This is a genomic window from Acinetobacter nectaris CIP 110549 (assembly GCF_000488215.1).
In the GTDB taxonomy this organism is placed as follows: Bacteria; Pseudomonadota; Gammaproteobacteria; order Pseudomonadales; family Moraxellaceae; genus Acinetobacter; species Acinetobacter nectaris.
In genome coordinates, this window is sequence record NZ_KI530723.1 from 360,384 (window position 1) to 386,900 (window position 26,517).

The window sequence follows — 26,517 nt, forward strand, 5'->3', positions numbered from 1 at the left end:
TATTATAAACAAATTTCATTTTAAATTGCATCGTTTCTTTCATTTTCTTTTTCATACTTTTCTAAATACTTGGTCTTTATTTTTGCAAAATATTTTTTAGTTTCAAATTCATCAAAACAAATATACAAATATAAAAGAAGTCGTACCTATTTTATAAACAGGTACGAATTCATGATTTCACTAGAAATAATAATGTTCAGCGAGTGTACTTACCCCTACCACTAAAAAGATAATTGCACCAATTTTATGAATAAGTGCAATAGGTAATCTCCCTGCTAAACGATCTCCAATAAATACAGCGGGTGCATTGGCAATCATCATCCCAATGGTTGTACCTAGAAGAACAATCCAAATACTGTCAAAGCGTGCAGAAAGTGCCACGGTTGCGATTTGTGTTTTATCACCGATTTCAGCAAGAAAGAAAAGAATAAATGTTGACCCAAAGACACCAAAGCGTTGCCATTGATTAATGCTTTCTTGTCCATCATCTAGTTTATCTGGAATAAGCATCCAAATTGCCATAGCAATAAAGCCCGTGGCTAAAATCCATACCATGACTGTAGGGCTTACGACTGTTGTTAGCCATTGGCCTAAAACCGCAGATACACCATGGTTAATTGTGGTGGCCAAAACTATTGCAATAAGAATCGGAACTGGCTTACGAAAGCGTGCGGCAAGTAATAAAGCAAGAAGTTGTGTTTTATCGCCCATTTCTGCAAGGGCAACAACAGCAACGGAAATCAGGAAGGCATACATATATGTTTTCCTTGGCTGGCAATAGCTACCAATGATTCATCTCTCCTGCCAGCCAAAAAGTTGCAGAGTGATAAATCAAAGGTCTTGCCAACAAAAGAAAAAACTTGGTTCTTTGCTATGATGACCATGTTCAAAAGAACAAGTATGTTGACCATCATCTATTTACAATAATTGTAAATAGCGGCTACTCCCCAATGAAGTTACTGATAATTATATAAGTTTTTTCCAACATTGCAATCCCAACTAAATTAGTTGGTTTAATTTTATTTTGAAACATAACTTAAATTAAGCTTAATTATTTGTTTTATAATTTTTTATTAATTTACACTTATCGTTATAAAGTATAAAAAAACCCCACCGAAGCGAGGTTTCTATCATCCTTTTACGTTACAGTAAAATAGAACGAATATCATTCAATAATTTAGTTAACTTATTGGTGAAACGTGCTGCATCTGCACCATTAATCACACGATGGTCATAAGACAACGAAAGTGGCAACATTAAGCGTGGGTCAAAATCTTTACCATTCCAAACAGGTTGCATTGTTGCAGGCGAAATACCTAAAATTGCAACTTGTGGCCAATTTACAAGCGGTGTAAACGCTGTTCCGCCAATGCTACCTAAACTTGTAATAGTAAAGTTTGCACCTTGTAAGTCTTTTGGAGAAAGTTTCTTCTCACGTGCCTTTTTACTTAGCTCACCCAGTTCAATCGCAATTTCTTTAATTGACTTCTGATCTGGATTACGAATAACAGGTACTGTTAATCCATCTGGTGTTGCAACTGCAATACCCATATGAATTTCATTACGCAGTAATACTGTTTTCTGATTATCTGCCAAATGTGCAGCAAAATAAGGCTCTTCTTTCAATAGATGTGCAACCGCTTTTGCAATAAATGCAAGAATGGTTAAGCTAATACCTTGTTGCTTAAAGCCACCTTTCAGCTCACCACGCCATGCTTCTAAATCAGTAATATCAGCATGGTCAAATTGCGTAACTTGCGGAATAAAGTTATTTAATGACAGTTGCGGTACAGATACTTGCTGTAAGCGTGTCATTGGTTTTTCTTCAACACCACCAAACGCTGTGAAATCAGGTAGTTTAGGTAGTCCAGCAGCAGGCGCAGCAGTTGTCGCTTCAACAGCTTTAGGTTTCTCTGTTAAACGCTGTTTAACAAAAGCAAAAACATCTTCTTTCATTAAACGTGCATGTGGGCCAGAAGCCTTCACTTCAGCAAGCACCACACCCAACTCACGTGCAAGCTTGCGTACAGCAGGACCTGCATATACTTTAGCATTGTCAGCTTGTTGCTGTTTCGTTAGCTTTTCAGTAGATGAGTTTGCTTCAACAGGAGATGTTTTTTCTACAGTTTGTTGTGATGTAACTGAGGCTTTAGGCGCTGTCGCTTGTGGCGTAACAGGTGCACTCGCTTGTTGCGCCTTTGAACTGCCTTTAACTTCAATTGTTGCAAGTTTCAAACCTTGTTTGACGCTTTGTCCAACTTCAACATGTAAAGCAGTAATTACACCTGACTCAGTACTTGGTACTTCAACAGTGGCTTTATCAGACTCTACAACAATAATGCTGTCATCTTTTTCAATTGTATCACCTACTTTTACCAAGATTTCAGCAATTGCTGCTTGATCCACACCTAGATCTGGTACTGCCATTTCAACAGAACCACCTGATGTTTGGGTAGATGATGCTTCTTGTACTTGAACTGTTGGTTCAGCAGGCTTTTCTGCTTGCTGAGGTGCTGAAGTAACTGATGGGGTATCTTTTGAAGCAGTTGTTTTTAATTTAATAAGAACAACGCCTTCTTTGATTAAGTCACCTTCTTTAATTTCGATACTTTCAACACCCCCTGCAGAAGTACATGGCACTTCAACAGTTGCTTTATCAGACTCTACAACAACAATACTGTCATTTTCTTCAATTGTGTCGCCAACTTTGACAAGAATTTCGCCAACTGTCGCTTTCTCAACACCAATATCAGGTACTTGAATATCAATTACTTGTGAAGAGGTAGATGTCTGAACAGGTGCAGTTTCTGCTTTTTCTTCAGTAGCAGCTTTTATTGCAGGCGCTTCTACTTTCTCTTCTTTTTTAGGCTCACTTGGTGCAGCAGATTGTTGCTCTGAAGATGAGATTTCAAGAAGTGGAACACCTTCTCCGATTTCATCACCCTCTTTAACAAGAATCTTCGTCACTACACCTGCTGAAGTACTTGGCACTTCAACAGTTGCTTTATCTGACTCAACAACAATAATGCTGTCATTCTCTTCAATAGTATCGCCAACTTTAACAAGGATTTCGCCAACAGTTGCTTTGTCGACACCAATATCAGGTGTTTTGATTTCCATGCTTAGTTCTCCTCACCTGCTTGATCTTCACGATACTCAGCAACGGGTTGTACTTCAGGATGCGCTTGTGGTGCCCATGCAACAGGACGATCTGTCTCTAATTCAAATGATGAAATAGCATCTTTAACTAAGCGGTTATCTACTTCACCTTCATCTGCTAGTTTCTTCAGTGTTGCAACAACAATATGTGCAGCATCTACACCAAAGTAGCTACGAAGGTTTGCACGTGTATCTGAACGACCAAAGCCATCTGTCCCTAATGTGACATACGGACGGTTATCTGGAAGATACGCACGAATTTGTTCACTATATGCACGCATGTGATCCGTTGCTGAAACAACGATACCATCTGTTGGGCGTAATTGCTGTGATACCCATGACTCTTGTGTTGTTTCATCCATTGGGTGTAAGCGATTGTATTCTTCACATACCATGCCATCGCGTGCAAGCTCATTAAAGCTTGTAACACTCCAAACATTTGAATGAATTTGGTATTCATCACGAAGTATTTTTGCAGCTTTAATCACTTCACGTAAAATAACGCCTGAGCCCAATAGCTGCACAGTTGCTTTTTCATCTTCTTCAAATAAATACATACCACGTTTAATCCCTTCCTCAACGCCTTCAGGCATTGGTGGGTGCTCGTAGTTTTCATTCATTAATGTGAGGTAATAGAACACACGCTCTTGGTCTGCATACATGCGTTTTAGACCATCATGCATAATTACAGCAAGCTCATAACCAAAGCATGGGTCATAAGCCACACAGTTAGGAATTGTTCCCGCAAGAATATGAGAGTGACCATCTTGGTGCTGTAAACCCTCACCATTTAATGTCGTACGACCTGCAGTTGCACCGAACAAGAAGCCTTGTGCTTGTGCATCACCTGCGGCCCATGCAATATCACCAATGCGTTGGAAACCAAACATGGAGTAGTACATGTACATTGGAATCATAGGTAAGTTATTGGTTGAATAACTTGTTGCCAACGCTGCCCATGCGCTCATTGCACCTGCTTCGTTAATCCCTTCTTGCAACATGTGACCATCTTTTGCTTCGCGATAGTTCATCAGTTGCTCTTGGTCTTCAGGGGTATAATTCTGACCGTGTGCAGCATAAATACCGAGCTGACGGAACATTCCTTCTAAACCAAATGTACGTGCTTCATCGGGAACGATCGGTACAACATGATTTTTCAGTGCTTTTTCTTTTAGTAATGCCGAAATTAAGCGCACAGAAACCATTGTAGTCGATTGCTCTTTACCACCACTTCCTTTTAATACAGCATCAAATACAGAGAGCTCAGGAATTGGTAAAGCAGCACTTTCTTTACGACGTGCAGGTAAGTAGCCACCGAGTGACTCACGGCGCGCTTTAAGATACTTCATCTCAGGTGAGTTTTCACTTGGACGATAGAATGGCAATTCTTCTAACTGCTCATCATTAAATGGCAAGTTAAAGCGGTTGCGGAAGTACTTCAGCGACTCTAACTGCATTTTTTTAATCTGATGCGTCTTGTTGACTGCTTCGATTTCGTCAGAAAGACCATAACCTTTTACAGTTTTTGCAAGAATAACCGTTGGCTGACCATTGCTTTGTGTTGCTGCTGCATAAGCTGCATACACTTTATGCGGATCATGCCCACCACGCTTAAGCGCATCAATATCATCATCACTTAGATTTTTTACGAGTTCTTCAGATTCTGGATATTTACCAAAAAACTTCTCGCGGGTATAAGCACCACCTTTCACTTGATAACGCTGATAATCACCATCTACGGTTTCATCCATACATGCTTTAAGTGCACCTGAGTGATCTTTTGCAAGTAATGGATCCCACTGACGACCCCATACCACTTTAATGACGCGCCAGCCAGCACCACGGAATAAAGATTCCAGTTCTTGTATGATTTTGCCGTTACCACGAACAGGACCATCAAGACGCTGTAAGTTACAGTTTACAACCCAAATAAGGTTATCTAGCTTTTCACGACCTGCAAGGGAAATTGCACCTAAGCTTTCAGGTTCATCCATTTCACCATCGCCAAGGTATGCCCATACCTTACGGTCTTCTTCTTTAATCAAACCACGATTCATCAAATACTTTTGAATGTGTGCTTGATAAATTGACATGATTGGCCCAAGTCCCATAGAAACTGTTGGGAACTGCCAATAGTCAGGCATTAAATAAGGATGTGGATAGCTTGGTAAGCCATTACCATTCACTTCACGACGAAAATTACTCAGTTGTTCTTCTGTTAAACGACCTTCTAAGAACGAGCGTGCATAAATACCTGGTGCGCAGTGACCTTGGTAATAAATCATGTCACCGCCAAAGTTATCACTATTGGCACGGAAGAAATGGTTAAAGCCAACATCATACAACGTTGCTGAAGATGCAAAACTTGCTAAGTGACCACCCAAATCATCGCCCGTCTTGTTTGCACGCAACACCATTGCCAATGCATTCCAACGAATAAGTGCGCGAATACGACGTTCCATGCTTGAGTCACCCGGCATAGCAGGCTCTTCTTCAACTGAAATCGTATTTAGATATGGCGTATTAAGACGCTGGATAGGCACATGTTTTGCAACAGCTTGTTGATACAATTTTTCTAATAAGAAAGCGGCACGCTCTGTACCCATATGTTGTAAAACAGAATCAAAGGCATCTTGCCATTCTTGGGTTTCTTGAGCGTCGGAATCACCATAATACGCCATATTTCACCTTTCCTTAATCATTATCAATAACCGCCTATAGTTTTACCATGTTTTCATGGCTATAAGTAATGGTTACATTTGAATACAACTATATCTCGACATTTCGTAAATAAATACCGATGAATTTAAACCACTTTAAACATAAAATTACGATACAAGTAATTCAATGGTAAAGCCCTATTTTTCTAGCTTATAGAGATTTCACTGGTGATATTATACATCAGTTTTTATATGCAACTTATGGCAACATTGCTAAATAAGTTTCAGGGTTTTTACGCTTTCCATCAAGTACAATTTCATAATGCAGATGTGCACCTGTACATCTCCCTGTACAGCCTACCTTTGCAATTTCATCGCCAGCATCTACACGGTCTCCAACTTTAACCAATAACCGTGAAGCATGTCCATAGCGAGTTAAGTAACCATTGCCATGATTAATTTCGATGAATTGACCATATCCTGTTACCCAGCCTGCTCGAACAACCAGCCCTGAACCTGAAGCAAATATAGGGGTTCCTGTAGGTGCTGCAAAATCGACACCTGAATGTCCCTCTCGTTTCCCAAACATAATACGCTCACCAAAATCTGAGCTCATACGTGTATTAGGCAATGGATGCTGTTTTAGCCACTGCATCACTGCATTTTTTTCTGAGAACTTAGTATTTTTTGATGCTACATTGGTTGCAATATTTGATGACTTTTTTGTATCCAAACGATTTTGTTGCTCACGTGACTCAACATCCTCTTGACTGCTATAATTTTCAATCAGATCTGCATAAGCAAATGGTGTTGACGCAAGCATAGATAATGCAAAAAAAATACGGCGCATAAATTTTCCCATTTATGTTAGGTTTTACCCAAACCGTTTCATATCTCTTGTTTGACTCAACTCAATCACATTACTATCCTTGTCATTTATAAACAGAGTAATGCAATGTCACAACCCACCAAGTTTTTCGAAACAGCAAATAAAAAAACAAATAAATCAAGTAATGTAAAACACTTAACTCAACAAGTGGCATATTGGCAAAAGCTTACAAACATTATTCAGCCACTTTTACCACAACCTGAGAACTGGCAAGTTGCATGTTATCAGCATGGGATATTGACATTAACAGGTGAAAATCAGGCAATGATTAGTCAACTTGGCTACTTGCAAAAAAACTATGTGCAAAAACTCTCAGCACTAGATGCTTTCAAAGATTTAGAGAGAATCCATGTGAGACTTCGCCCTAAACAAAGTATTCCCAATGCACCTAAAGTATCTCAACCTCTTCCTGAGGAAACACAAAATATGCTCAAAAGTGCTGCAAGCTTTGTAACTGACCCAAAGCTAAGCCAAGCACTACTTAATTTCGTTAATCAAAAAAAGTAACATGTTCAATTATTATATGTTTTATAAAGATGAGCAATTTTAGTTCACGTTTTTAAACAAACATTAGTTTTCGATTAAATGCTTAAATTACACTTACATAAGGGATAGGACAGTTTTTAATATCATCAAATGTTACAATTTCATAAGCAGAAGGATCACTTTTTACATTGCGTAATAACTGATTATTCAATGCATGCCCTGACTTATAAGCATCGAACTTTGCAATAATTTGATAACCTAACAAATAAAGATCACCAACAGCATCTAAAATTTTATGGCGCACAAACTCATCGTTATAGCGTAGACCTTCTTCATTCACCACACCATTTTCATCAACACCAATCGCATTTTCTAAGCTTGCGCCTAAAGCTAAGTTATTGGCCTTTAAAAAATCGAGGTCTTTCATAAAACCAAATGTACGTGCATCACTGACTTCATATACAAATGTTTCGGTAGAAAAATCGATTGTTGCAGACTGATACTCTCTTGCAAAAGCAGGATGATCAAAGTCGATGGTAAAGTTTAGCTGAAAACCATCATGTGGTGAAAACTTCGCTGTCTTATCATCAATCTGAGCTTCAACAGGCTTTAAGACTCTTATAAACTTTTTCGGCGCATCTTGCTCAACAAGTCCACCTTGCATAAGTAAATAAATAAAAGGCCCTGCACTACCATCCATAATAGGTGCTTCTGATGCAGACACTTCTACAATGAGGTTATCAATTCCCAATGCAGCAATTGCACTCATGACATGCTCAATTGTCCCAACCTTCAAGTCACCTTGAATGAGGTTCGAACACATAAATGCTTCTTGAATAAGCATTGCATCTGCAGGAATATCCACAGGTGGCTGAACATCAATACGACGAAAAACAATGCCCGAATCAACCGTATGCGGCACAAAATTAATCATGACTTTTTGTCCGCTATGCAAGCCAATTCCACTGGCTTTAACAACACGTTTGAGGGTACGCTGTTTCAACATCTGTACTCATCTTCTACCTATAAAACCGCTATACGTTAGCACATTTAGCCATTGATAAAAAAGAAAAAAGGTAGATGAAACACCTACCTTTTTTCAGATTAAAACCATCGGGCAAACAAATATTATCTACCTTGTTGTTTTTTAAGGTATTCTTGAATACTCATTGGGCTTGGTCTTGCATTAGACTGTGCCGCCGTTGGTTCTTGTTGTGGTGCATTTTCAGCCTGTTGCTGTCTCTGAATCGCAGGAATTTCATCTTCAGACACAGGTTGTTGGCGTGCCGCCTGCTGATGTGCTGCTTGGTGAACAGCAACTTTTGAAGGTCGAGTCTCTTGCTTATTTGCATTACGAGTTAGACCTGTTGCAATCACAGTTACACGAATTTCATCACGTGCTTCAGGGTCAAAGACTGTTCCAAAGAAGATTTCACCTTCATCTAAATCGACAATCTGATTCACAACATCGGTAATAATTTGCGTTTCACGTAAAGTAACGTCATTACCACCTGTAATATTAATCAGTGCACCTTTGGCATTCATAATATTTACGTTGTCGAGTAATGGGCTACGAATTGCTAAACGTGCAGCTTCTTCAGCACGCTCAGGGCCTGAGCTTTTGCCTTCACCCATCATTGCATAACCACGTGTACTCATCGCTGTTTTTAAATCGGCGAAGTCAAGGTTAATATGTCCCGGACGTACAACCAAGTCAAAAATACTACGCACAGCGCTTAACAATACATCATCTGCTTTACGATAAGCATCTTGCATTGAAATATCGCCATAAACATTCAGTAAGCGCTCATTTGGAATAATAATTAATGAGTCTACAAATTGCTCTAGTGCCTCAATCCCTTTTTCAGCAGATTTTTGGCGACGACGACCTTCGAAGTTAAATGGTGTAGTAACAACACCAACCGTAAGTAACCCCATCTCTTTAGCAACTTCTGCAACTACTGGTGCAGCACCTGTACCTGTACCGCCACCCATACCTGCAGTCACAAATACCATATCTGCACCTTCTAAGTGCTGACGGATTTGCTCACGACTTTCTTCTGCTGCAATTTGCCCCACTTCAGGGTTTGCACCAGCACCAAGTCCACGTGTGCTTTGCTCACCAAGTTGGATTTTAAAAGGTGCATTCATACGGTCTAATGCTTGTTTGTCTGTATTTGCACAAACAAACTTCACACCTTTAATATCTGATTGCACCATGTGCTGAACAGCGTTACCGCCCCCACCACCTACACCAAATACAGTGAAACGGGCTTGACCGTTACCATCAAGTTGTTCGTCGTCTAAAAATTCAAATGAGGCCATGACCTTGAGTGTTCCTAATGTTTATTGGCAGCCACTTGAGCCCGTATACTGCCTTGCACTTCATAACTAAAAATACAAATTTTTTTTAGGATGAAGTGAGAGAGTGACCTTTGTCAAGTATCAATGCTCTCACTTACAACATCCCTACAATGTCTAAACTGAGTTTAACTCAAAAGATTGACTTCAGCTTATTATTTAATGTATTCCATCCACTTTTCAAACGCTCTACAAGCGTCTGATCTTCTTCATCGCTTTGCACATCAAATGCCTCAGAGGTTTCTCTTTGGCTATACATGAGTAACCCTGCTGCCGTTGCATATTGTGAACGGCGTAATGCAGGAAGCAATTCGTCGATTGCAGTTACCTGTATTGGCGCATTTCCAAGATGTGCAGATATTCCAACCACTCTACGCGTGAAATTAACCATACCTTCGATTTGGCATGCATCTCCAGCTAAAACAATACCATGATATAGACCATGAATTGCACCCGTACCTTCTAAATCACCACGAATTTTGTTTAAAATTTCTTCATAACGCGCAATAATAATCTCACTCAGCTCTATACGACTAATCGTTTGAGGTCCTTCAATCCCCTGCACTTGTATCATATGGTCTGGTTTGACTGCGTTTAAATCGATACAGCCATGTAAAACTTTCAGCCTTTCAGCTTCTTCAGTGGTTGTTTGCAAGACTGCTGCAATATCACGTGTGACGTTTTCACCACCAATGGTATAAGTTTGTGTAAAAGCAAGTCGACCATCTAAATATACGGCAACACTGGTTGTACTTGCACCAATATCAATAAGACATACACCATAGTCTTTTTCATCTTGTAACAAACTTGCTTCAGATGTTGGCAAACAAGAGATGACCATTTTCTCTACACCAATACTTGCCCCTTTCATTGCCCGATCAAGATTTTGCATTGTATTAATAGGCAACATCATGAGCTGATAATGTCCTGTAATCTGCTGTGCAGACATTTCTACAGGATTAATTACCCATTGGTCTGTACCATCAAGTTCAAACCCTAAAGGAACAGCGCTAGATAAATAATAGTCAGGAATAATATATTGCTCTTTCGCAAGCTCTAATGCACGCACAACTTCATTGGTTGTTATTATTTTTTCAGGATTATGAATAGGCGTTGTACCGAGCGCGTAAAAGCTTTTCAAATCTGTACTTGGAATAGATACCCACGCAGAGTGAATACGACATTCAGCCATATCTTCTGCGGCTGATACTGCGTTTTTTACAGCAGCAATCACTTTATCTAAACTAACAATTTTGCCTTTACTCATTCCACGGTTTCGCGCGGTGGCCATCCCCACAACTTCAATATTGTCAGGAGAATGTACCTTTCCTATTAGAACGGCAATTTTGTGCGTTCCAATATCTATTGCTACAACTGAGGAAACAGCGTCACTCATTACCTAATACCATTTATTTATCATTAATTTTGGCGTATATACGCCTGCTATTTAAAACCGCGTATTATCGCTTGGTCTTCTCTCTTCCTGCAATGGTAGAGTCACTATTCGTTACAACAAATTGACCATGTAGTACAGGTGGACGACCTTTCCATTGGATAGATAAGCCATTTCTATAGCGCAAGTCAATTGTGGTAATCTGTGACCACACAGGTTCTAAGTCTCTTGAAGCCATCTGACTGAGTCGTTGTAACTTACTCATTGTTTGGTCTTGGTCAACAATAATTCTTAGACCTGTATCAAACTGCATAAACCATGTCATGCGTTCAGTTAAGTACAGTTCTTTCAAATGTAAATTTAATGGTTGAAACAATTGATTAATTTCATTGTAACGACGCATCATAAGTTGAGCTTGCGTTGCAGGGCCATGTAACAACGGCAAATTCGCATGATTTTGAGGTACAGCTTCTTTAAACACCGTACCATTATCACTAAGTAAACGACCCGTTCCCCAACGTGCTACAGGATGCTGAGGAATAATACGCAATCGAATCTGATTTGGCCATGCACGAGAAACAACCACATGGTCAACCCATGAAATTTCCAATGCTCGGTCACGAATTTGCTCTAAATCGGCAGTAAAATAGTTGTTTTTTACAACAGGCTGAACATAGCTTACTACCTGCTGGCTCTCTACAGGTGAGTCTGTGCCTACAACATCTAAGTCGGCGACATGCGCATCTGTAATGACTTTATACAGCCCATAAGCACCTGCTAAAGCAACTACTGTTGCAAATATAAGAAGTAACCATCCTCCCACATTTGCAATTGTTTCTTTTTTTGATGGTGGCTTATCATGAATAGAAGTCACTGCTGCCGTACGTTTACGGCGCATTGAAGCAGGTAGTTGAGCCATAAACTAGCCAGCCGCTTTTATTGTTTGTTCTAAAATTGCTAAACACAAAGCATCAAAGCTATAACCCACTGCTTGTGCAGCTTTCGGTACAAGCGAATGACTGGTCATTCCTGGTACAGTGTTCACCTCAAGTAACCAAAAGTTCCCATGCTCATCTTGCATTGCATCTATACGTCCCCAGCCATTTGCACCAACTGCTTGAAAGGCACGTAAAGTTAATGACTGTAATGCTTCTTCATCTTCAGCAGATAAACCACTTGGAATACCATACTGCACATCATTACGCTGATACTTTGCATCATAGTCATAAAAAGCAACATCTTCAGGTGGCTGTAAACGGATAACTGGCAATGCCTGACCATTTAGTACCACAATGGTATATTCACGACCTGTTATCCACTTTTCAGCCATAACTACATCATCTAGTGCAGTTGCTTTTGCAATCGCTGTCGCAAAGTCTTCTGCTTTTTCAACTTTACTCATACCAATACTAGAACCTTCATGTACTGGTTTAATAATGAGTGGTAAACCTAATGCTTCAATAACATCATTTGCAGGTGTTTCTTTGGTCACAATACGATAAGGTGCTGTCGGCAAATCACTCCCCTGCCAAATTTGCTTTGTTTTTACCTTATCCATACCTATTGCGGAACCTTGTACCCCAGTTCCCGTATAAGGTATGTTTAACCATTCAAGTACACCCTGAATTTGACCATCTTCACCACCACGACCATGCAAAACAATAAATGCACGGTCATAATTTACAAGTTCTGTAACGGAACGCTCTTTAGGGTCAAATGCTTCAGCCTGAACACCTGAATTCAATAAAGATGTAAGTACCGATTTCCCACTATCTAAAGAGACATCTCTTTCAGCAGAACAACCGCCAAGCAAGACCGCAACTTTGCCGAATTTAGAAGCATTTGACACATTTATTTCCTTAAACTTTAAATGATGATAAAACCCATTGAATGACTTACAAAAACAATTTCTTTTGTGCTAACTCTGCAGAAATCGCGCCAACATTGCCTGCGCCTTGTGTGAGCACTAAATCATTGGACTTTAATACGCTTTTAATTACACTTTCAAGATGCTTTTCATCTATTGGATCGACAAGGATTGGTTCAACCTGACCACGCAATCGAATACTACGTGCCAACGCACGGCTGTCCGCACCAACAATTGGCTTTTCACCTGCGGGATAGACCTCTAATAGAACAAGTTGGTCTACCTGTGACAGTACATCTACAAAGTCATCGAAACAATCGCGTGTCCTAGAGAAGCGATGCGGCTGAAAAACCATAACTAAACGGCGATCTGGGTGACTTTGACGTGCAGCTTTAATCGTTGCGTCCACTTCTTTCGGGTGATGACCATAGTCATCAATCAGTTTAACTGTGCCTCCATCAAGCGCATACTCACCGTGAATCTGGAATCTACGTCCAACACCACTAAACCCTGCCAATGCACGACTAATGGCAGCATCTGAAACACCTTCATCTGTAGCAACACCAATAGCAGCCAGTGCATTGAGTACATTATGCAATCCCGGTTGATTAATGGTTAAACGTAGTGGTTCATGTCCTTTACGAAGTACTGTAAAGTGCGACTGCATACCATCTTGTAGGATATCAATCGCACGAATATCATTATGTTCTTCAAAACCATACGTCAGTATTGGACGCGCAAGTCTTGGCATAATTTCACGAATATTTGCATCATCTCCACAGACCACTGCCAAACCATAAAATGGCAGTCTACGTGTAAACTCGACAAAGGTATCTTTTAACTTATCGAAGCTTCCTTCATACGTATCCATATGATCTGCATCAATATTGGTAATAATTGCAGCCATCGGTTGTAAATGTAGGAATGAAGCATCAGATTCATCTGCTTCTGCCACAATAAAGCGACTCTCCCCTAACGCTGCATTTACACCCGTACTATTGAGCAAACCACCAATCACATAAGTCGGATCAAAGTTTTCTTCTGCAAGCATTGTTGTGAGCAAGCTTGTTGTTGTCGTTTTTCCATGTGTACCTGCAACAGCAATTCCATGACGGTAACGCATCAACTCACCCAGCATTTCTGCACGTCGAACCAATGGAATACGTTGTTCTATAGCTGCTTTAATTTCAGGATTTTCACGATCAATTGCTGTAGAAACCACAATCACATCTGCATCTTTTACATTATCTGCAGAATGACCAATAAAAACAGTCAATCCATCTTTTTCTAATTGGGCTGTTGTTTTTGAAGCTTTAATATCAGACCCTGACACATGGTAACCTTGGTTTTTTAACACCTCGGCTATACCACACATACCAGCACCACCAATACCTACAAAATGAATATGCTTAATACGGCGCATTTCAGGAACTTTGATCAATTGTTTTGCTTGTTGAGCAGGAATTGCTGGAGACATATAACTCTCTAACTTATAGTGTTTCAATTAAATGAGCGACTTGTTCTGTCGCATTTGGTTGTGCATGCTGGCGAGCTTTCACCGCCATTTCAGATAAGAACTTTCGATTCATTAATGGTGTTAACACTTCTACAGCGTGTTCTACTGTAAATGTGGCCTGTGGGCAAAGTTTCGCTGCACCAATATCCGATAAAAATTTTGCATTTGCTGTTTGATGGTCATCTACGGCACTTGGCAGTGGAATAAATACAGACGCTACACCTGCGGTTGCAACTTCTGTCACTGTAAGCGCACCTGCTCTACAAATAATTAAATCAGCATCACTATATGCTTTTGCCATATCTTCAATAAATGGAACGGTATTGACTTGAATATGAGCAGGTAGACCTTGATATTTTGCTTGTGTTGCCTCTAACTTTTGTTGACCACATTGATGTGTAATTTGCAATGGCATCGAAAGCTGCTTAAATGCTTCAGGTAATGTTTCATTGAGTGCCTGAGCACCTAAAGAACCACCTACAACCAAAACATTCAAAGGCTGATTATTTTTTTCGCGTTGCTCATAACGCCATGCTGGGCTCAATATTTGTGCAATTTCCGCACGTACAGGATTACCTGTCGTCACCACTTTTTCACTTTCAGGAAAAGTTTTTGGAAAAGCTTGGCAAATTTTCTTGGCCATACGTGCAAGTTGAAGATTGGTAAAACCAGCAACTGCATTTTGTTCATGGACTAAAATAGGAATACCTAGTGCACGTGCAGCTAAACCACCCGGACCTGCAACATAGCCACCAAAACTTGCAACAACATCAATTTTTTGTTGTTGAATAATTTTAATTACACCAAACGTGGCTTTTAGAATTTTAAAAGGAGCAACAATTTTACGAATAAAACCATTTCCTCTCACACCCTGAATATCAATTGGGTAAATTGGAATCGTTTTTTCATTTTGAAGCAATCTATTTTCCATACCATTTGGCGTTGCTAGCCATGAAATTTGGTGCCCTTGTTGTTGTAATAATTTTGCTACGGCAAGCGCAGGAAAAACATGACCACCTGTTCCTGCGGCCATCATAAGAATATGTTTAGATTGGGGCTTTTGAGAATTGCTCACGTGTATAATACTTCAGTTATAAACTATTAAATTTTCATATCTTATTGTAATCATAAACTACTTCATGCGTGAACGATTTTCACATCGTTTAAACAAATTTAGATGAATTTTGCCGTTGTATGGCTTCTTCTCTGAGCAAGCTTATGATACGCATTATGTATTTTATACCCAACACCCTATTTATATGTGCTAACTCATCATATAAATTCAGCAACAACTAGATTTTTGGGCTAAATATATTGATTAGTCTACTCTGTATAAGACAAACCTTACAACCCAAGTTCTCTATTTTTATATAAAATGCGAAAAAAATCACAATCATTGATATGAGCACATGCTCATATCAATGCTACCAATGATTAACTCACTCGACCTTGCTCAAGTACATCAAACAAGGTATCTGCAATAGACGTTCCAAATTGAGCATCAATTTCACGAATACATGTTGGACTTGTGACGTTAATTTCTGTGACATATTCACCAATCACATCTAGACCCACAAAAACAAGTCCTTTTTCACGTAAGATCGGGCCAACTTTTGCTGCAATTTCTTTATCTTTTGCTGTAAGTGGTCGAGCCTCACCAAGACCACCTGCTGCCAAATTACCACGAACTTCACCATTTTGTGGAATACGTGCTAAGCAGTAAGGAATTGGCTCGCCATTGACCATAAGAATACGTTTATCCCCTGCTGTAATTTCAGGAATATAACGTTGTGCCATGATGGGTTGCTTACCTAGTTCCGTTAACATTTCTAATGTTGAGCCAATATTTGCACCTTGTGCACTTAAACGGAATATTCCACTTCCACCCATACCATCAAGGGGTTTTACAATGACATCTTGATGCGTTTGAATAAACTCACGAATCAATGATTGCTGAGAAGTTACAAGTGTCGGTACTTGTAGTTCAGGAAATTGAGTTGCAAAAAGCTTTTCATTGCAGTCACGTAATGATTGCGGCTTATTAATAATCCAAGCACCTTCTCTTTCTGCCTGCTCTAATATGTAAGTTGTATACACAAAGTTCATATCAAAAGGAGGGTCTTTTCTCATTAACACCACATCATACTCAGCCAATGATTGTGATTTTTTTTCACCAAGTTCATAGTATTTTTCTGAATTTTCAAAAACTTGAAGTGGTGAAACAAGACCAAATGCTTTGCCTTGATTAATATATAAATCTTGCTGTAACACATAGCCAAGTTCATGACCACGACGAGATGCTGCCCAAAGCATTGCCATTGTCGAGTCTTTTTTAAGATTTACATGTTCAATGGGGTCCATCACTACAAGTACACGCATTATTTTCTTCTCATGCAATTAAAGTTTCGTTCATCATACTGCGATCAGAGTGTACGAGAAAAGGTCGCAGCAGCATGAAATAATTCTTTTTCAGGATAAACCCCTGTATATAGGTAAAACTGCTCTAATGCTTGTAATGCAAAAACTTCAGAGCCTAAAATCGTTTTCTTGCCATATTTTTCAGCAAGTTGAATGAGTGGTGTATTTTCAGGAAGTGCAACGACATCAAATATCACCTTGGCATTTCTTATTTCTTTATCTAAGAAAGCAGTTTCATTTTCATAACCTGCACCTTGCATCCCCACAGGTGTTGCATTAATTAAAAGATCTGCTTCATCTGTATCTGATAGTTCTTTTTTCCACACATAGCCTGTTGCATCTGCAAGTGCAGAACCTGAGATTTCATTTTTTGCAAGTATAATCCCGTTCTTAAACCCTTTACTTTTCAGTGCAAATGCAACCGCTTTTGCCATACCCCCACTGCCTTTGAGTACAAAGCGAGTCTTTGGATCAATCACATGTTTTTCAATAATTTTTTGTATTGCAATATAGTCGGTATTATATGCTTTTAATATGCCATCTGTATTTACAATCGTATTTACAGACTGAATCTCTTGTGCAGAGGCATCCATTTCATCGACCAAGGGAATTACCACTTCTTTATACGGCATAGAAACTGCACAACCACGTACAGGCAAACCACGCACACCAAGTATCGCCTGTTTAATATCATGTGGTGCAAATGCTTTATACATAAAGTTTAAATCAAGTTCTTCATATAAGTAGTTATGAAATCGTGTTCCAAAGTTACTTGGTTTTGCTGCCAATGACATACATAAAACCGTATCCTTATTTATTCTCATGTGCTTCCCTATCACTTTTAATTTTCCTGAACATTTATACTAGCACTTTGAATTCAAAATACCTTGTAAACTTGCTTGTCTGTAAAATTTCTACAACGATGATTAAATTTAAGAGCGATCTCTGTCATGATGACAAGTCGACTATTATGAAGTTCAAAAGATGAAACTATATCGCTATTTAACAGGTGTTGATGATTCAGCATTTTGTGCTCGCGTTAGCAAAGCTATTAATCTAGGGTGGGAACTTTATGGTTCACCAACTATGTCATTTAATGGTGAAAATATTATTGTTGGACAAGCAATTTGTAAGGAGGTCGCTAAAGACTATCAGGAAGATACCGATATTTTATTCGAGCTAAAATCTGCCTCATAAAAAAGGAGCCTTTCGGCTCCTCTCATATTTAAATACCGTATTTCACACGGTATGCTTGCATACTAGCAAGTGACTCTTGATCACCTTTTTGTTCAAGATAGTCCATTAAATCTTTCATGGTAATTAATGCATGTACTGGAATTTCAAGTTCTTTTTGTACTTCCTGAATTGCAGAAAGCTTGCCTTGCCCACGTTCTTGACGATCTAAAGCAACCAATACCCCTGCAATACTTGCACCCGCTTCTTTAAGAATTTCAACCACTTCACGAATTGCCGTACCCGCTGTGATTACATCATCAATAATCCAGACTTTTTTACCTGCAACCGATGCACCCACTAAAACACCACCTTCGCCATGGTCTTTGGCTTCCTTACGGTTAAAACCCCATGGTACACTTTGGTTATATTGTTGCGATAAAGCCACCGCCGTTGCTGCAACAAATGGGATTCCCTTATATGCTGGGCCAAAAATGACTTCAACATCGTTACAAGCCATTAATTGTGCCGCGTAGCCTTGCGCCAAAAGAGATAAGGCTTCGCCATCATTGAGTAAGCCAGCATTAAAAAAATAAGGGCTCACACGTCCCGATTTTAAAGTAAACTCACCAAACTTAAGCACACCACGTGATAAAGCAAGTTCAATAAAAGCTTCAGGGTTAAATTGATTCGGCGTTGTCATGCGGTGCTCCATTTTTTTAGATACTGAGGTCAAACTGGCATATGATACCAAAGGATCACTATCCAAGTGATGAAAAAATTCTTCGAGTTGTTTCTCTTAACGTCAATGGCCTACGTGCATCGGTAAAAAAAGGGCTTCTTGAATGGCTTGAGCAGTCAGATGCAGATGTTGTTTGTATTCAAGAAAGTCGTATTACTCACGTACAATGGACAGATCAATTTAAGCCTGAAGGCTGGCATACACATTTATTCCCTGCTGAAAAAGCAGGTTATGCGGGTACAGCCATATATAGTCGTCTGCCTTTTGTGTCGGTAAAAGATGGACTAGGTTTTGAACTTGCAGACAGCCAAGGGCGTTTTACTGCTGCCGAGTTTGACCTTGGTTTAGAGAAAAATGTTTATATTTGCTCGCTTTATCTCCCATCAGGATCTTCTGGCGATGAAGCACAAGCAAGAAAAGAAGTTTTTCTAGAACACTACCAAAATATTTTAAAACAATGGCGAGATGAAGATAAGTCAATCATTATTTGTGGTGACTATAATATCGTTCATAAACGCATTGATATTAAAAACTGGTCAGGCAATAAAAACTCATCAGGCTGCTTGCCTCATGAGCGTGCATGGCTAGACCATATGTACGATGATCTTGGCTATGTCGATACATTTAGAGAAGTGCGCCCTGAGGCAGAGTTGTACTCGTGGTGGTCTAATCGAGGACAAGCCCGTGCAAAGAATGTTGGATGGCGTATTGACTATCAAGCCTGCTCGCCTGATTGGAAAGCACGTACAGTAAATGCTTGGGTTTATCGTGAACAGTGGTATAGCGACCATGCACCTGTGATTATTGACTATCGTATTAAATAGTCGAGATAAAGGAGGTCAACCAAGCGTTGCCTCTTTTTTAAAAATAAGAAAAGAGCAATCAAAATCAAATTAACTTTATAGTATCTATACCTTACCTCCAAAAATATATTCTACTTTTGATATATCGTTATAAGAATAATCTTTTTGAGCTGAATCTATACTCATGATATATATAATATTTTAAATCAAAAAATCAAAAAGTGAACATCTGTTCACTTAAGACTAGCTATTCACCTACAAATTTTGTCGTTTTTGAGGCTATCCATTCACTTTAAATAAGCGCAATATGAGCACACGGCAAAGGGATATGTCAGGATGACAGCACAAGGATTGGAAGCCGTAGGATGGAAAGAAAATAAGTTAATGATTTAATTTATTTTTCAAGGATGTGACACTGGACGTTGAACCATGAGACCCGCATAATCAGGATGATATAATGCGGGTTTTCTCTTTTATAATAACACTCATTTTTACTCTTCTCCCTCTAGAGATATTCACTATTCTTAGATAGGCTAATAGCTACGATATTAGGAATAGCACGACAATGTTAAAGATTTATGGCATAAAAAACTGTAGCTCTATGAAAAAAGCATTCGACCTACTCACAGCACTTGGACTCGAATACGAATTTCATGATTACAAAAAACAAGGTGTTGATGCTGAACATTTACAGAAATGGTTTGCAGAAGCAGGGCAAGATGTCATCTTAAATAAAAAAGGAACAACTTGGCGTAAGCTAGATGCTCAAACACAGCAAAAAGCTTTAGAAAGTGAATCTGAATTAATTAATACACTCCAAGCCAATACAAGCATGATTAAGCGTCCCGTTTTAGAAACTGCTCATGGCATTATTGTTGGTTTTGATGAAGATAAATATAAAGCTCTTAAAGATTAATTTTCATAAAAAAGTCTGCTTTATTGCAGACTTTTCATTTTCATAACTTATTGAGCACGTTGCCAAATCTGATTTCGACCCAATAAAGAAATACCCAAATAGCCTCTTAGCTTCAATGTTTTACCATTATTTAAGATTTCTCCTTTTAAGCTATAGGTTTTACCATTTTTAGGATCTGTAATTTCACCATTTGCATATTGACCATTACCAATACTTTTTAAATGATGAACAATCGTTACGCCCTTCAAAGGTTTATTATGATATGGCCCTTCACAACCATCGCACGGTCCATCTTCTCCAGGCACTAAAATTTTCTCAATTGTTCCTGTAAGAACACCATCTTTTTGTTCGTGAAACATCACCAATGCTTTTGGCTGATTTGTTTCATCATCAATGGTTTTCCAAAGTGTACCATTAAGAGGGTCTGCTGCATGTACAGCCATACTACCCAAAAGTCCTAGAGCAAGTAATATTTTCTTCATTTCGATACCTTCATCCACATGGATAAATTATTAATACAATCAAATTAAAACAATGTTGCACTTTTGTCATGTGACGAATGAATGCTAGCCTGACATAATATGCATCATATGCACTTTATAAATTTCGATGAGTTATTTTATAACAAATAAAGGACGTCTATTATGCAAGAAATGTGGAAACAATGGCTTGTCGAAGCCTTGTTAAAAACAACCATTCGTTATCCGAGCCAGCGTCAATTTTCACCAAACTTGAATCGTTTTTACATTAACCATGCAACTTCAGTGTTTCCATTACACCATAAAAATTTAACTACTGAAAAGAAAACTCTCGCTCACCTTCCTATTGAAATTATTACACCATCAACTCAAAAGAATGAGTCTGTTATCTTTTATCTACATGGTGGCGGCTTTCATCTTGGTTCTTTAAAAAGCCATAGAGCATGGCTATACCGCCTTGCAGAAACAACCAAAACCCAAATTATAAATGTAGACTATCCCCTTGCACCAGAGAGTCCCTTTCCACACTCAAGCCAAGCAATATATAACGCATATTTGGCTCTCATTTCTTCAGGTATACAAGCCGAAAACATTATTTTGGCAGGCGATGATAGTGGCGCAAACTTAGCTTTAACACTTGCCTTACGCCTTATCAGACAAAAAGATACTGTATTGCCTCGTGCAGTTATGCTGTTCTCACCTTTCCTTGATTTAACACTGACAAGTCGCTCTATACGTTCAAACAGAAAACACGATGCTTTAACATCTATTCAGTTCTTACAAAAAGGAATTGGATATTATACTGCCAATACAAATTTTGAAGCAGATGACCCTCGCATTTCACCACTATATGGAGACCTTACAGGACTTCCTCCTTTACTTATTCAAGTTGGAAGTAAGTCTGTACTTCTTGATGATGCAACAAGATTAAAAGAAATGGCTGAAGCTGTAGATGTTGTTGTCGATTATCAGCTATACACAGGGATGTGGCATAACTTTTTCATGTTCAATGAATGGTTTGATGAAGGAAAGCAAGCGCTTCTTAATAGCAAGGAATTTATAGATTCACTATAAAAAAGGAGGCATATAAAAATGCCTCCTTTTCTCTAACGGTTTCTTAAATCTTGCAATTGTTGTATTAACTGAGGTGCTTCAAACTCACCTACTAAGCGGAGTTCACGCCTTTCTTGATGTTGTTTATCTAAAAATAAATATGTTGGTGGGCCTAGAATATCCCACTGTGCAAGTAATGCTTGATGTGATGTGTCATATTGGCTCAAATCCAACTTAATTAAATAAAATGGTTTTAGCCCATTTTGAACATTTACTTGCTTCAAAATATGATGTTCAATTGGCTGACAAGCCACACACCAGTTTGCATAGACATCAATAACAACGGCTTGTCCTTGTGGAGCACTCTTTAAAATTTTCTCAAACTCTGCTGCATTTTTTGCCACATGCCACTTTACTTCAGCCCCACTGGTCACTTGAGCATTTTGTACGTATTGATACTGTGCATAACTTATTCCAGCAAGAACAGCTATAAGCAAAAGTGCAAATAGAATTTTAATGCCTTTTACATATTTAAAAATACCATAGATTAAATAAATTGCCGCAAAAACATACAGTACCAATGTTAAAATATGCATGAGCGACAGTGATAGCATTGGTCTTAAAAAGTAGAGTGCTAACCCCAACATAATAAAAGCAAAAACAACTTTAATCTGTGCCATCCACTCGCCTGCTTTTGGCAATATTTTTGTACCTAAGATACTGACTAAAAGCAAAGGAATGCCCATACCAAAACCAAGTACAAATAAAAGAACAGCACCATGCCATTGGCTTTGTGTTTGGGCAATAAATAAGAGAGCACCAGCCAAAGGGGCTGTCATACAAGGACCAACCAACAGCGCAGAGATAATGCCCATCACCGCAGCACCAATAAAAGAGCCACCTTTTTGCATAGACTGTACTTGGTCTAAACGAGAAGTCCAAGACTGAGGCAATTTAATTTCAAATAAACCAAATAAATTTAAAGCAAAGACAATAAATAAAATACTAAATGCAATTAATGTTGTTGGTTGCTGTAACCAACGTTGAAAACCTAACCCTGCATAAGATGCAACCATGCCTAAAATTGCATAGACACATGCCATACTACAAACAAATACAAGTGCAATTGCCCATGCTTTCGTACCTTTCTTTTCACGAATAATAAGAGAACTAAGAATAGGCAGCATCGGCAATGAACAAGGAGTGAAAGCGAGTAATAACCCTAATCCTAAAAAGAGGAATAACCCATAGAAAAAAGAATGATCATGCAACTTTTCCGATAAAATTTGATCTTGAGCAAGTGGCGATGGGTTTACTTTCGTAAGTATCGGAGGATTATTACTCACACTTTCAGTAGTTGGCTTGGCACTATTGAATTGATCATTGCCATCCAAAGACATATCTGATGTTTTAGGCGCTAGACTTAATAAACTTGAACTTTGTACTGTTTGATTTGCATCTGCAACGAAGCCATCTTTGTCTGTTTTAAATTGTGTATGCTGAGGTGGATAACATAGTCGATCCTTTGCACATCCTTGCCAACTGACATCATATGTTGCGTTTGCATTGGTCTTAATATTGAGTACAACTTGATTAAAATAAACTAAGCTTGTACCAAATGTCGCATCATGTTGCTGAACGGCAGATGGAAATTTGAGTTGCACAGGATGACCATTCTCTTGAATAGAAAATTTATGCTGATATAGATAATAATTGGGTGCAATCATCCAAGCTAAGGATGCTTGTTGATGATCTAGTGCATTTGCAGAAAATTGAAATGCTTGTGCAGCAGGCAATAGCGGTTCTTCTGCTCGTGTTGTTGCGGATATCGTGAAAAATAAACAGCACTGTATAAAAATACACAGTGCTGCTAAAAATTTATTCTTTATAAGGCCCATGATCTGTCCAAATGCTTAACACACTAGAACAGGAATGATACGCCAAATCCACCTTTATAGTCAGGTACATCACCGCTTAACCCTGCCCCAATGCTTGCATCTAATTGCATACGATTGTTGACAGCATACATTACACCTGTTGCTAAAGATGTTTGAATATGTTCACTTTCTTGCTTACGGTAAACAAACTCTGAATACCCAGACCATTTATTTGACAATTTGTAACTTAAAGTTGGTACTGCTGTCACTGCCCAATCGCTATTTTGTATTTCATAGCGCATGGTTATCCCAGTCGTTAAAATATCATTTTGTGCATATTGCACTGTTGAAGCCAATGCATAAATACTGTCATGGTTTGAAAATGCATAATTTCCCGTTGCGATCGTTGCTTGACCAAGCAGTGCCATGCTCATACGATCATCATGTAAATCGATTGCTTTTTTTAGACCAACACTCATATCGCCTAGGCCATTGGTCGTCGTTTTTTTACCATTTTGCGTTGTACGCAACCAGCTTGGGCCATCCCACCCTAACTGTAGTTCTAAATCTTTTGTAAGACCAGTACGTAACAGCATATCTTCTTGTAAAGAAACATTTTGTGTTTGGTCATTACTTATATTTGCCTTACTGTATTCGACAGTTGGAAGCCCTTGCTCCCAAGCCAAACTACCTACAGGTGTAATACTCGTACCAAACCCAGTTCCCGGACGGTCAAAAGAAAAATCATCTGCAAAAATAGAAGAGCTTGCTAGTATTGCTGATGTAAGTATTGTTATCTTTAATCTATTATTCATAATGCTTCCAGTCTGTGTTTAAACAAGTTCTTTTGACATTTTTGCGCCATGTTCACGCAGTAATTCTAATGTCTGTTTTTCTTCAGGAAGTGCTTGCGTCCAATCAATTTCATCATAGTCACACTCAAAGAATAACTGACTAATTGAAGACAATACTGTCAGGTCATCATCATCTTTGGTATTTGGGTCTACTTTTTCTTTCAGTAATCTTTCAACTGCTGGCACACATGCTGCACTTGCAGCATCCCAAAGTGGGCCATAAAACTCATCGGCATCCCATAGATGCACATTTGCTTTCGCTAGAATTAAAGCATCAAGTAATTCGATATGAGGAGCTAGTCTATGCTGTTTTTCTTCTTCAGAAAGTGGGGTTTCATTTTCATATGCTTCACAGACATTTTCCCACCATTGGAAAATACCGTCACATGCAATTGAAATTGGAGGACCTTTTTCAGGATCAATAAAATTAGGATCTAAACCATCTTTTAATAATGATTGAACCCCTTGAACATCTAAACTTTCAATATTTTGAATAAGTGATTGTTGTTCCGTTGTTAGCATAATGTGTTCACTCTAATTTGCTTAGATCGCTTTCTAAAGATAATAACAGTGTAGCAAGAAACTTTTATTTAAACGATAAAAGAAAAACTCAATAGTATCGGTTCAGCATAGACCCTAATTTTTTCTCCCTATCATTCATACCTCTACTTTAGGAAGAATACCCCCCAAAATATCTGCAAAAGTTTGTCCTTTTTTTCGGTTAATCAAACGCGCAGACATCCCAAACTCAATTGGACCATGCATATCTGCTGATGGTGTATCTCCAATAAAGAGCACCTCACTTGCATGACAGTCTAGCTCATCAATTAAATATTGGTAGATAGATGGATCAGGTTTAGTTGTACCTACCTCATAACTCCATGCATAAGCATCTAGTTCAGGTAACATTGTCCCAACTACTTTACCGTAAGGCGTTGCTAAGTTAGAGCATAATGCTAAACGATATCCTTCACATCTCAACTGCTCTAAAGTTGAAAGACTATCACTAAATAATTCAATTGTTTTTAGTTCTTCATTTAGGTCAAACACCAAAGCTTCTAATATATCTTCGGGGATCTGCATACCCCATTTTAAAGCCAATTGAGTAAAATCTGCATCAACAGACATAATATATCTGGCATCATTGGATTGAGGCGCTCTACCTTGCTGTTTAAGATACTTCAGTAAAGTTTTATATGGATGGTTCTTTTTACCTATTTTGACTAAAGTACCAAATACATCAAAAACAATAACGGATGGTTTGGTATCTAAAGATAAACTCATATTATTCTCCCTAATGACTTTATCAAATCATAATCATTTTTTTTCAATCTAAACAATATCTATAAAAACCTTTATCGTTGAACAACATGTTTTATTACAATAAATAAAACCCGCGCCATAAAAATGACACGGGTTTCATTCAATTCAGTTTTCTTTAAATTTTATTAAAGTAGTAAAAGGCGTAAGTATAGTTTTATATATTTCTCCAATATCATTGGTTAAATAAAACTAGTCCTCAATAATTTCTAAGCCTTTATGATCACGAGGATGATCTAATTTATCAAATAAGTGTTCTAAACTTCTTTTTAGACGATCTAATGCGCCATGAATTGCTGCATCAACATTTGCTGCTTTATAAGATACAGCAACAGGTTTTAAACCAGCAGGACGTGCTTCAATCATACAACGTAGGTCGTCATCCCCACCTTTTGCTGCATTCTCATCACTTAAATGTACAGAGAAATGAGTGATTTTTTCGCCATAACGATGAAATTTTTCTAGGAGCTCTTCTCTTACGTAATTAATTAAACGCTCACTATTTTTTATATTCTTATCAGTACGGATTTCAATATTCATAGTTTATCCTC

General features: G+C 38.6%; 25 protein-coding genes and 1 riboswitch. Of the genes, 5 read left to right on the forward strand and 20 right to left on the reverse strand.

The features are described from left to right. Positions 1 to 180: 180 nt before the first annotated feature. From P256_RS08105 to P256_RS08120, 4 genes are all read right to left on the reverse strand, one after another. Positions 181 to 756 (reverse strand): TMEM165/GDT1 family protein, encoded by a 576-nt coding sequence (locus P256_RS08105; RefSeq protein WP_023273201.1) that lies wholly within the window; start codon positions 754 to 756, stop codon positions 181 to 183. Positions 757 to 829: 73 nt separating this feature from the next. After that, positions 830 to 961: riboswitch (yybP-ykoY riboswitch) on the reverse strand. Positions 962 to 1,143: 182 nt separating this feature from the next. Then, on the reverse strand, positions 1,144 to 3,120 hold the full coding sequence (locus tag P256_RS08110) for a 2-oxo acid dehydrogenase subunit E2 (protein WP_023273202.1): 1,977 nt from the start codon (positions 3,118 to 3,120) through the stop codon (positions 1,144 to 1,146). Between the two features lie 2 nt (positions 3,121 to 3,122). Further along, positions 3,123 to 5,840, reverse strand: a complete 2,718-nt coding sequence (gene aceE / locus P256_RS08115; RefSeq protein ID WP_023273203.1) for a pyruvate dehydrogenase (acetyl-transferring), homodimeric type — start codon at positions 5,838 to 5,840, stop codon at positions 3,123 to 3,125. Positions 5,841 to 6,078: 238 nt separating this feature from the next. Further along, the gene (locus P256_RS08120; RefSeq protein WP_023273204.1) at positions 6,079 to 6,669 is read right to left on the reverse strand and encodes a M23 family metallopeptidase; all 591 of its coding nucleotides are present in this window, start codon (positions 6,667 to 6,669) and stop codon (positions 6,079 to 6,081) included. A 105-nt stretch (positions 6,670 to 6,774) separates the two neighbouring features. Here P256_RS08120 and P256_RS08125 point away from each other — a divergent pair, with 105 nt between their 5' ends. After that, positions 6,775 to 7,215 carry a DciA family protein gene (locus P256_RS08125; RefSeq protein WP_023273205.1) on the forward strand — a complete coding sequence of 147 codons (441 nt, stop codon included), beginning with the start codon at positions 6,775 to 6,777 and terminating at the stop codon, positions 7,213 to 7,215. Between the two features lie 82 nt (positions 7,216 to 7,297). Here P256_RS08125 and lpxC read toward each other — a convergent pair whose 3' ends face one another. The 9 genes from lpxC to P256_RS08170 form a co-directional block, all read right to left on the reverse strand. Then, complete coding sequence (lpxC, locus tag P256_RS08130) at positions 7,298 to 8,200, reverse strand: UDP-3-O-acyl-N-acetylglucosamine deacetylase (protein WP_023273206.1); 903 nt, start codon at positions 8,198 to 8,200, stop codon at positions 7,298 to 7,300. 122 nt (positions 8,201 to 8,322) lie between these two features. Then, the gene (ftsZ, locus tag P256_RS08135; protein WP_023273207.1) at positions 8,323 to 9,519 is read right to left on the reverse strand and encodes a cell division protein FtsZ; all 1,197 of its coding nucleotides are present in this window, start codon (positions 9,517 to 9,519) and stop codon (positions 8,323 to 8,325) included. Positions 9,520 to 9,688: 169 nt separating this feature from the next. Beyond that, positions 9,689 to 10,951, reverse strand: coding sequence for a cell division protein FtsA (gene ftsA / locus P256_RS08140; RefSeq protein WP_023273208.1), 1,263 nt, complete (start codon positions 10,949 to 10,951; stop codon positions 9,689 to 9,691). Between the two features lie 64 nt (positions 10,952 to 11,015). After that, positions 11,016 to 11,867 (reverse strand): cell division protein FtsQ/DivIB, encoded by an 852-nt coding sequence (locus P256_RS08145; protein ID WP_023273209.1) that lies wholly within the window; start codon positions 11,865 to 11,867, stop codon positions 11,016 to 11,018. Between the two features lie 3 nt (positions 11,868 to 11,870). Further along, positions 11,871 to 12,797, reverse strand: coding sequence for a D-alanine--D-alanine ligase (locus P256_RS08150; RefSeq protein WP_023273210.1), 927 nt, complete (start codon positions 12,795 to 12,797; stop codon positions 11,871 to 11,873). A 46-nt stretch (positions 12,798 to 12,843) separates the two neighbouring features. Continuing rightward, positions 12,844 to 14,292 (reverse strand): UDP-N-acetylmuramate--L-alanine ligase, encoded by a 1,449-nt coding sequence (gene murC, locus P256_RS08155; RefSeq protein ID WP_023273211.1) that lies wholly within the window; start codon positions 14,290 to 14,292, stop codon positions 12,844 to 12,846. 13 nt (positions 14,293 to 14,305) lie between these two features. Then, a complete protein-coding gene (murG, locus tag P256_RS08160) occupies positions 14,306 to 15,406 on the reverse strand; it encodes an undecaprenyldiphospho-muramoylpentapeptide beta-N-acetylglucosaminyltransferase (protein ID WP_040331973.1) in 1,101 nt (366 codons plus the stop codon). A 359-nt stretch (positions 15,407 to 15,765) separates the two neighbouring features. Beyond that, positions 15,766 to 16,710, reverse strand: coding sequence for a glutathione synthase (gshB, locus tag P256_RS08165; protein WP_023273213.1), 945 nt, complete (start codon positions 16,708 to 16,710; stop codon positions 15,766 to 15,768). Between the two features lie 44 nt (positions 16,711 to 16,754). After that, a complete protein-coding gene (locus P256_RS08170) occupies positions 16,755 to 17,573 on the reverse strand; it encodes a shikimate 5-dehydrogenase (protein WP_023273214.1) in 819 nt (272 codons plus the stop codon). Between the two features lie 160 nt (positions 17,574 to 17,733). Between P256_RS08170 and P256_RS08175 the strand changes: the two genes are divergently transcribed. After that, positions 17,734 to 17,946 carry a DUF1737 domain-containing protein gene (locus P256_RS08175; RefSeq protein WP_023273215.1) on the forward strand — a complete coding sequence of 71 codons (213 nt, stop codon included), beginning with the start codon at positions 17,734 to 17,736 and terminating at the stop codon, positions 17,944 to 17,946. Positions 17,947 to 17,974: 28 nt separating this feature from the next. On the opposite strand, the gene pyrE is transcribed toward P256_RS08175, so the two are convergent. After that, positions 17,975 to 18,625 carry an orotate phosphoribosyltransferase gene (pyrE, locus tag P256_RS08180; RefSeq protein ID WP_023273216.1) on the reverse strand — a complete coding sequence of 217 codons (651 nt, stop codon included), beginning with the start codon at positions 18,623 to 18,625 and terminating at the stop codon, positions 17,975 to 17,977. A 41-nt stretch (positions 18,626 to 18,666) separates the two neighbouring features. On the opposite strand from pyrE, the gene P256_RS08185 reads away from it, so the two are divergent. Both P256_RS08185 and P256_RS08190 read left to right on the forward strand, forming a co-directional pair. Then, a complete protein-coding gene (locus P256_RS08185) occupies positions 18,667 to 19,488 on the forward strand; it encodes an exodeoxyribonuclease III (protein WP_023273217.1) in 822 nt (273 codons plus the stop codon). A gap of 544 nt (positions 19,489 to 20,032) precedes the next feature. Continuing rightward, positions 20,033 to 20,383, forward strand: a complete 351-nt coding sequence (locus tag P256_RS08190) for a Spx/MgsR family RNA polymerase-binding regulatory protein (RefSeq protein WP_023273218.1) — start codon at positions 20,033 to 20,035, stop codon at positions 20,381 to 20,383. Positions 20,384 to 20,430: 47 nt separating this feature from the next. Here P256_RS08190 and P256_RS08195 read toward each other — a convergent pair whose 3' ends face one another. Further along, positions 20,431 to 20,865, reverse strand: coding sequence for a DUF2147 domain-containing protein (locus tag P256_RS08195; protein WP_023273219.1), 435 nt, complete (start codon positions 20,863 to 20,865; stop codon positions 20,431 to 20,433). Positions 20,866 to 21,036: 171 nt separating this feature from the next. Between P256_RS08195 and P256_RS08200 the strand changes: the two genes are divergently transcribed. Next, positions 21,037 to 21,936, forward strand: coding sequence for an alpha/beta hydrolase (locus tag P256_RS08200; protein WP_040332017.1), 900 nt, complete (start codon positions 21,037 to 21,039; stop codon positions 21,934 to 21,936). A gap of 32 nt (positions 21,937 to 21,968) precedes the next feature. Here the strand turns inward: P256_RS08200 and dsbD are convergent, their stop codons facing one another. The 5 genes from dsbD to P256_RS08225 all read right to left on the reverse strand — a co-directional run bounded on the left by dsbD (position 21,969) and on the right by P256_RS08225 (position 26,506). Further along, complete coding sequence (dsbD, locus tag P256_RS08205) at positions 21,969 to 23,813, reverse strand: protein-disulfide reductase DsbD (protein WP_023273221.1); 1,845 nt, start codon at positions 23,811 to 23,813, stop codon at positions 21,969 to 21,971. 23 nt (positions 23,814 to 23,836) lie between these two features. Continuing rightward, entirely contained in the window at positions 23,837 to 24,607 is a 771-nt protein-coding gene (locus tag P256_RS08210) for a transporter (protein WP_023273222.1), read from the reverse strand. 18 nt (positions 24,608 to 24,625) lie between these two features. Continuing rightward, positions 24,626 to 25,168: an ankyrin repeat domain-containing protein gene (locus P256_RS08215; protein ID WP_023273223.1), complete on the reverse strand. Its 543-nt coding sequence runs from the start codon at positions 25,166 to 25,168 to the stop codon at positions 24,626 to 24,628. Between the two features lie 135 nt (positions 25,169 to 25,303). Further along, complete coding sequence (locus P256_RS08220; RefSeq protein WP_023273224.1) at positions 25,304 to 25,930, reverse strand: HAD family hydrolase; 627 nt, start codon at positions 25,928 to 25,930, stop codon at positions 25,304 to 25,306. A 228-nt stretch (positions 25,931 to 26,158) separates the two neighbouring features. Beyond that, complete coding sequence (locus P256_RS08225) at positions 26,159 to 26,506, reverse strand: HPF/RaiA family ribosome-associated protein (RefSeq protein WP_023273225.1); 348 nt, start codon at positions 26,504 to 26,506, stop codon at positions 26,159 to 26,161. Positions 26,507 to 26,517: the final 11 nt, after the last annotated feature.

Coding starts and splice junctions, on each gene's coding strand:
- P256_RS08220 (WP_023273224.1), bottom strand. CDS start 25,930: ATGAGTTTATCTTTAGATACCAAACCATCCGTTATTGTTTTTGATGTA.
- ftsA (WP_023273208.1), bottom strand. CDS start 10,951: ATGAGTGACGCTGTTTCCTCAGTTGTAGCAATAGATATTGGAACGCAC.
- aceE (WP_023273203.1), bottom strand. CDS start 5,840: ATGGCGTATTATGGTGATTCCGACGCTCAAGAAACCCAAGAATGGCAA.
- lpxC (WP_023273206.1), bottom strand. CDS start 8,200: ATGTTGAAACAGCGTACCCTCAAACGTGTTGTTAAAGCCAGTGGAATT.
- ftsZ (WP_023273207.1), bottom strand. CDS start 9,519: ATGGCCTCATTTGAATTTTTAGACGACGAACAACTTGATGGTAACGGT.
- P256_RS08225 (WP_023273225.1), bottom strand. CDS start 26,506: ATGAATATTGAAATCCGTACTGATAAGAATATAAAAAATAGTGAGCGT.
- P256_RS08175 (WP_023273215.1), top strand. CDS start 17,734: ATGAAACTATATCGCTATTTAACAGGTGTTGATGATTCAGCATTTTGT.
- P256_RS08125 (WP_023273205.1), top strand. CDS start 6,775: ATGTCACAACCCACCAAGTTTTTCGAAACAGCAAATAAAAAAACAAAT.
- P256_RS08110 (WP_023273202.1), bottom strand. CDS start 3,120: ATGGAAATCAAAACACCTGATATTGGTGTCGACAAAGCAACTGTTGGC.
- dsbD (WP_023273221.1), bottom strand. CDS start 23,813: ATGGGCCTTATAAAGAATAAATTTTTAGCAGCACTGTGTATTTTTATA.
- P256_RS08120 (WP_023273204.1), bottom strand. CDS start 6,669: ATGCGCCGTATTTTTTTTGCATTATCTATGCTTGCGTCAACACCATTT.
- gshB (WP_023273213.1), bottom strand. CDS start 16,710: ATGCGTGTACTTGTAGTGATGGACCCCATTGAACATGTAAATCTTAAA.
- murC (WP_023273211.1), bottom strand. CDS start 14,292: ATGTCTCCAGCAATTCCTGCTCAACAAGCAAAACAATTGATCAAAGTT.
- P256_RS08185 (WP_023273217.1), top strand. CDS start 18,667: ATGATACCAAAGGATCACTATCCAAGTGATGAAAAAATTCTTCGAGTT.
- P256_RS08215 (WP_023273223.1), bottom strand. CDS start 25,168: ATGCTAACAACGGAACAACAATCACTTATTCAAAATATTGAAAGTTTA.
- P256_RS08195 (WP_023273219.1), bottom strand. CDS start 20,865: ATGAAGAAAATATTACTTGCTCTAGGACTTTTGGGTAGTATGGCTGTA.
- P256_RS08105 (WP_023273201.1), bottom strand. CDS start 756: ATGTATGCCTTCCTGATTTCCGTTGCTGTTGTTGCCCTTGCAGAAATG.
- P256_RS08200 (WP_040332017.1), top strand. CDS start 21,037: ATGTGGAAACAATGGCTTGTCGAAGCCTTGTTAAAAACAACCATTCGT.
- P256_RS08210 (WP_023273222.1), bottom strand. CDS start 24,607: ATGAATAATAGATTAAAGATAACAATACTTACATCAGCAATACTAGCA.
- P256_RS08190 (WP_023273218.1), top strand. CDS start 20,033: ATGTTAAAGATTTATGGCATAAAAAACTGTAGCTCTATGAAAAAAGCA.
- P256_RS08170 (WP_023273214.1), bottom strand. CDS start 17,573: ATGAGAATAAATAAGGATACGGTTTTATGTATGTCATTGGCAGCAAAA.
- pyrE (WP_023273216.1), bottom strand. CDS start 18,625: ATGACAACGCCGAATCAATTTAACCCTGAAGCTTTTATTGAACTTGCT.
- P256_RS08145 (WP_023273209.1), bottom strand. CDS start 11,867: ATGGCTCAACTACCTGCTTCAATGCGCCGTAAACGTACGGCAGCAGTG.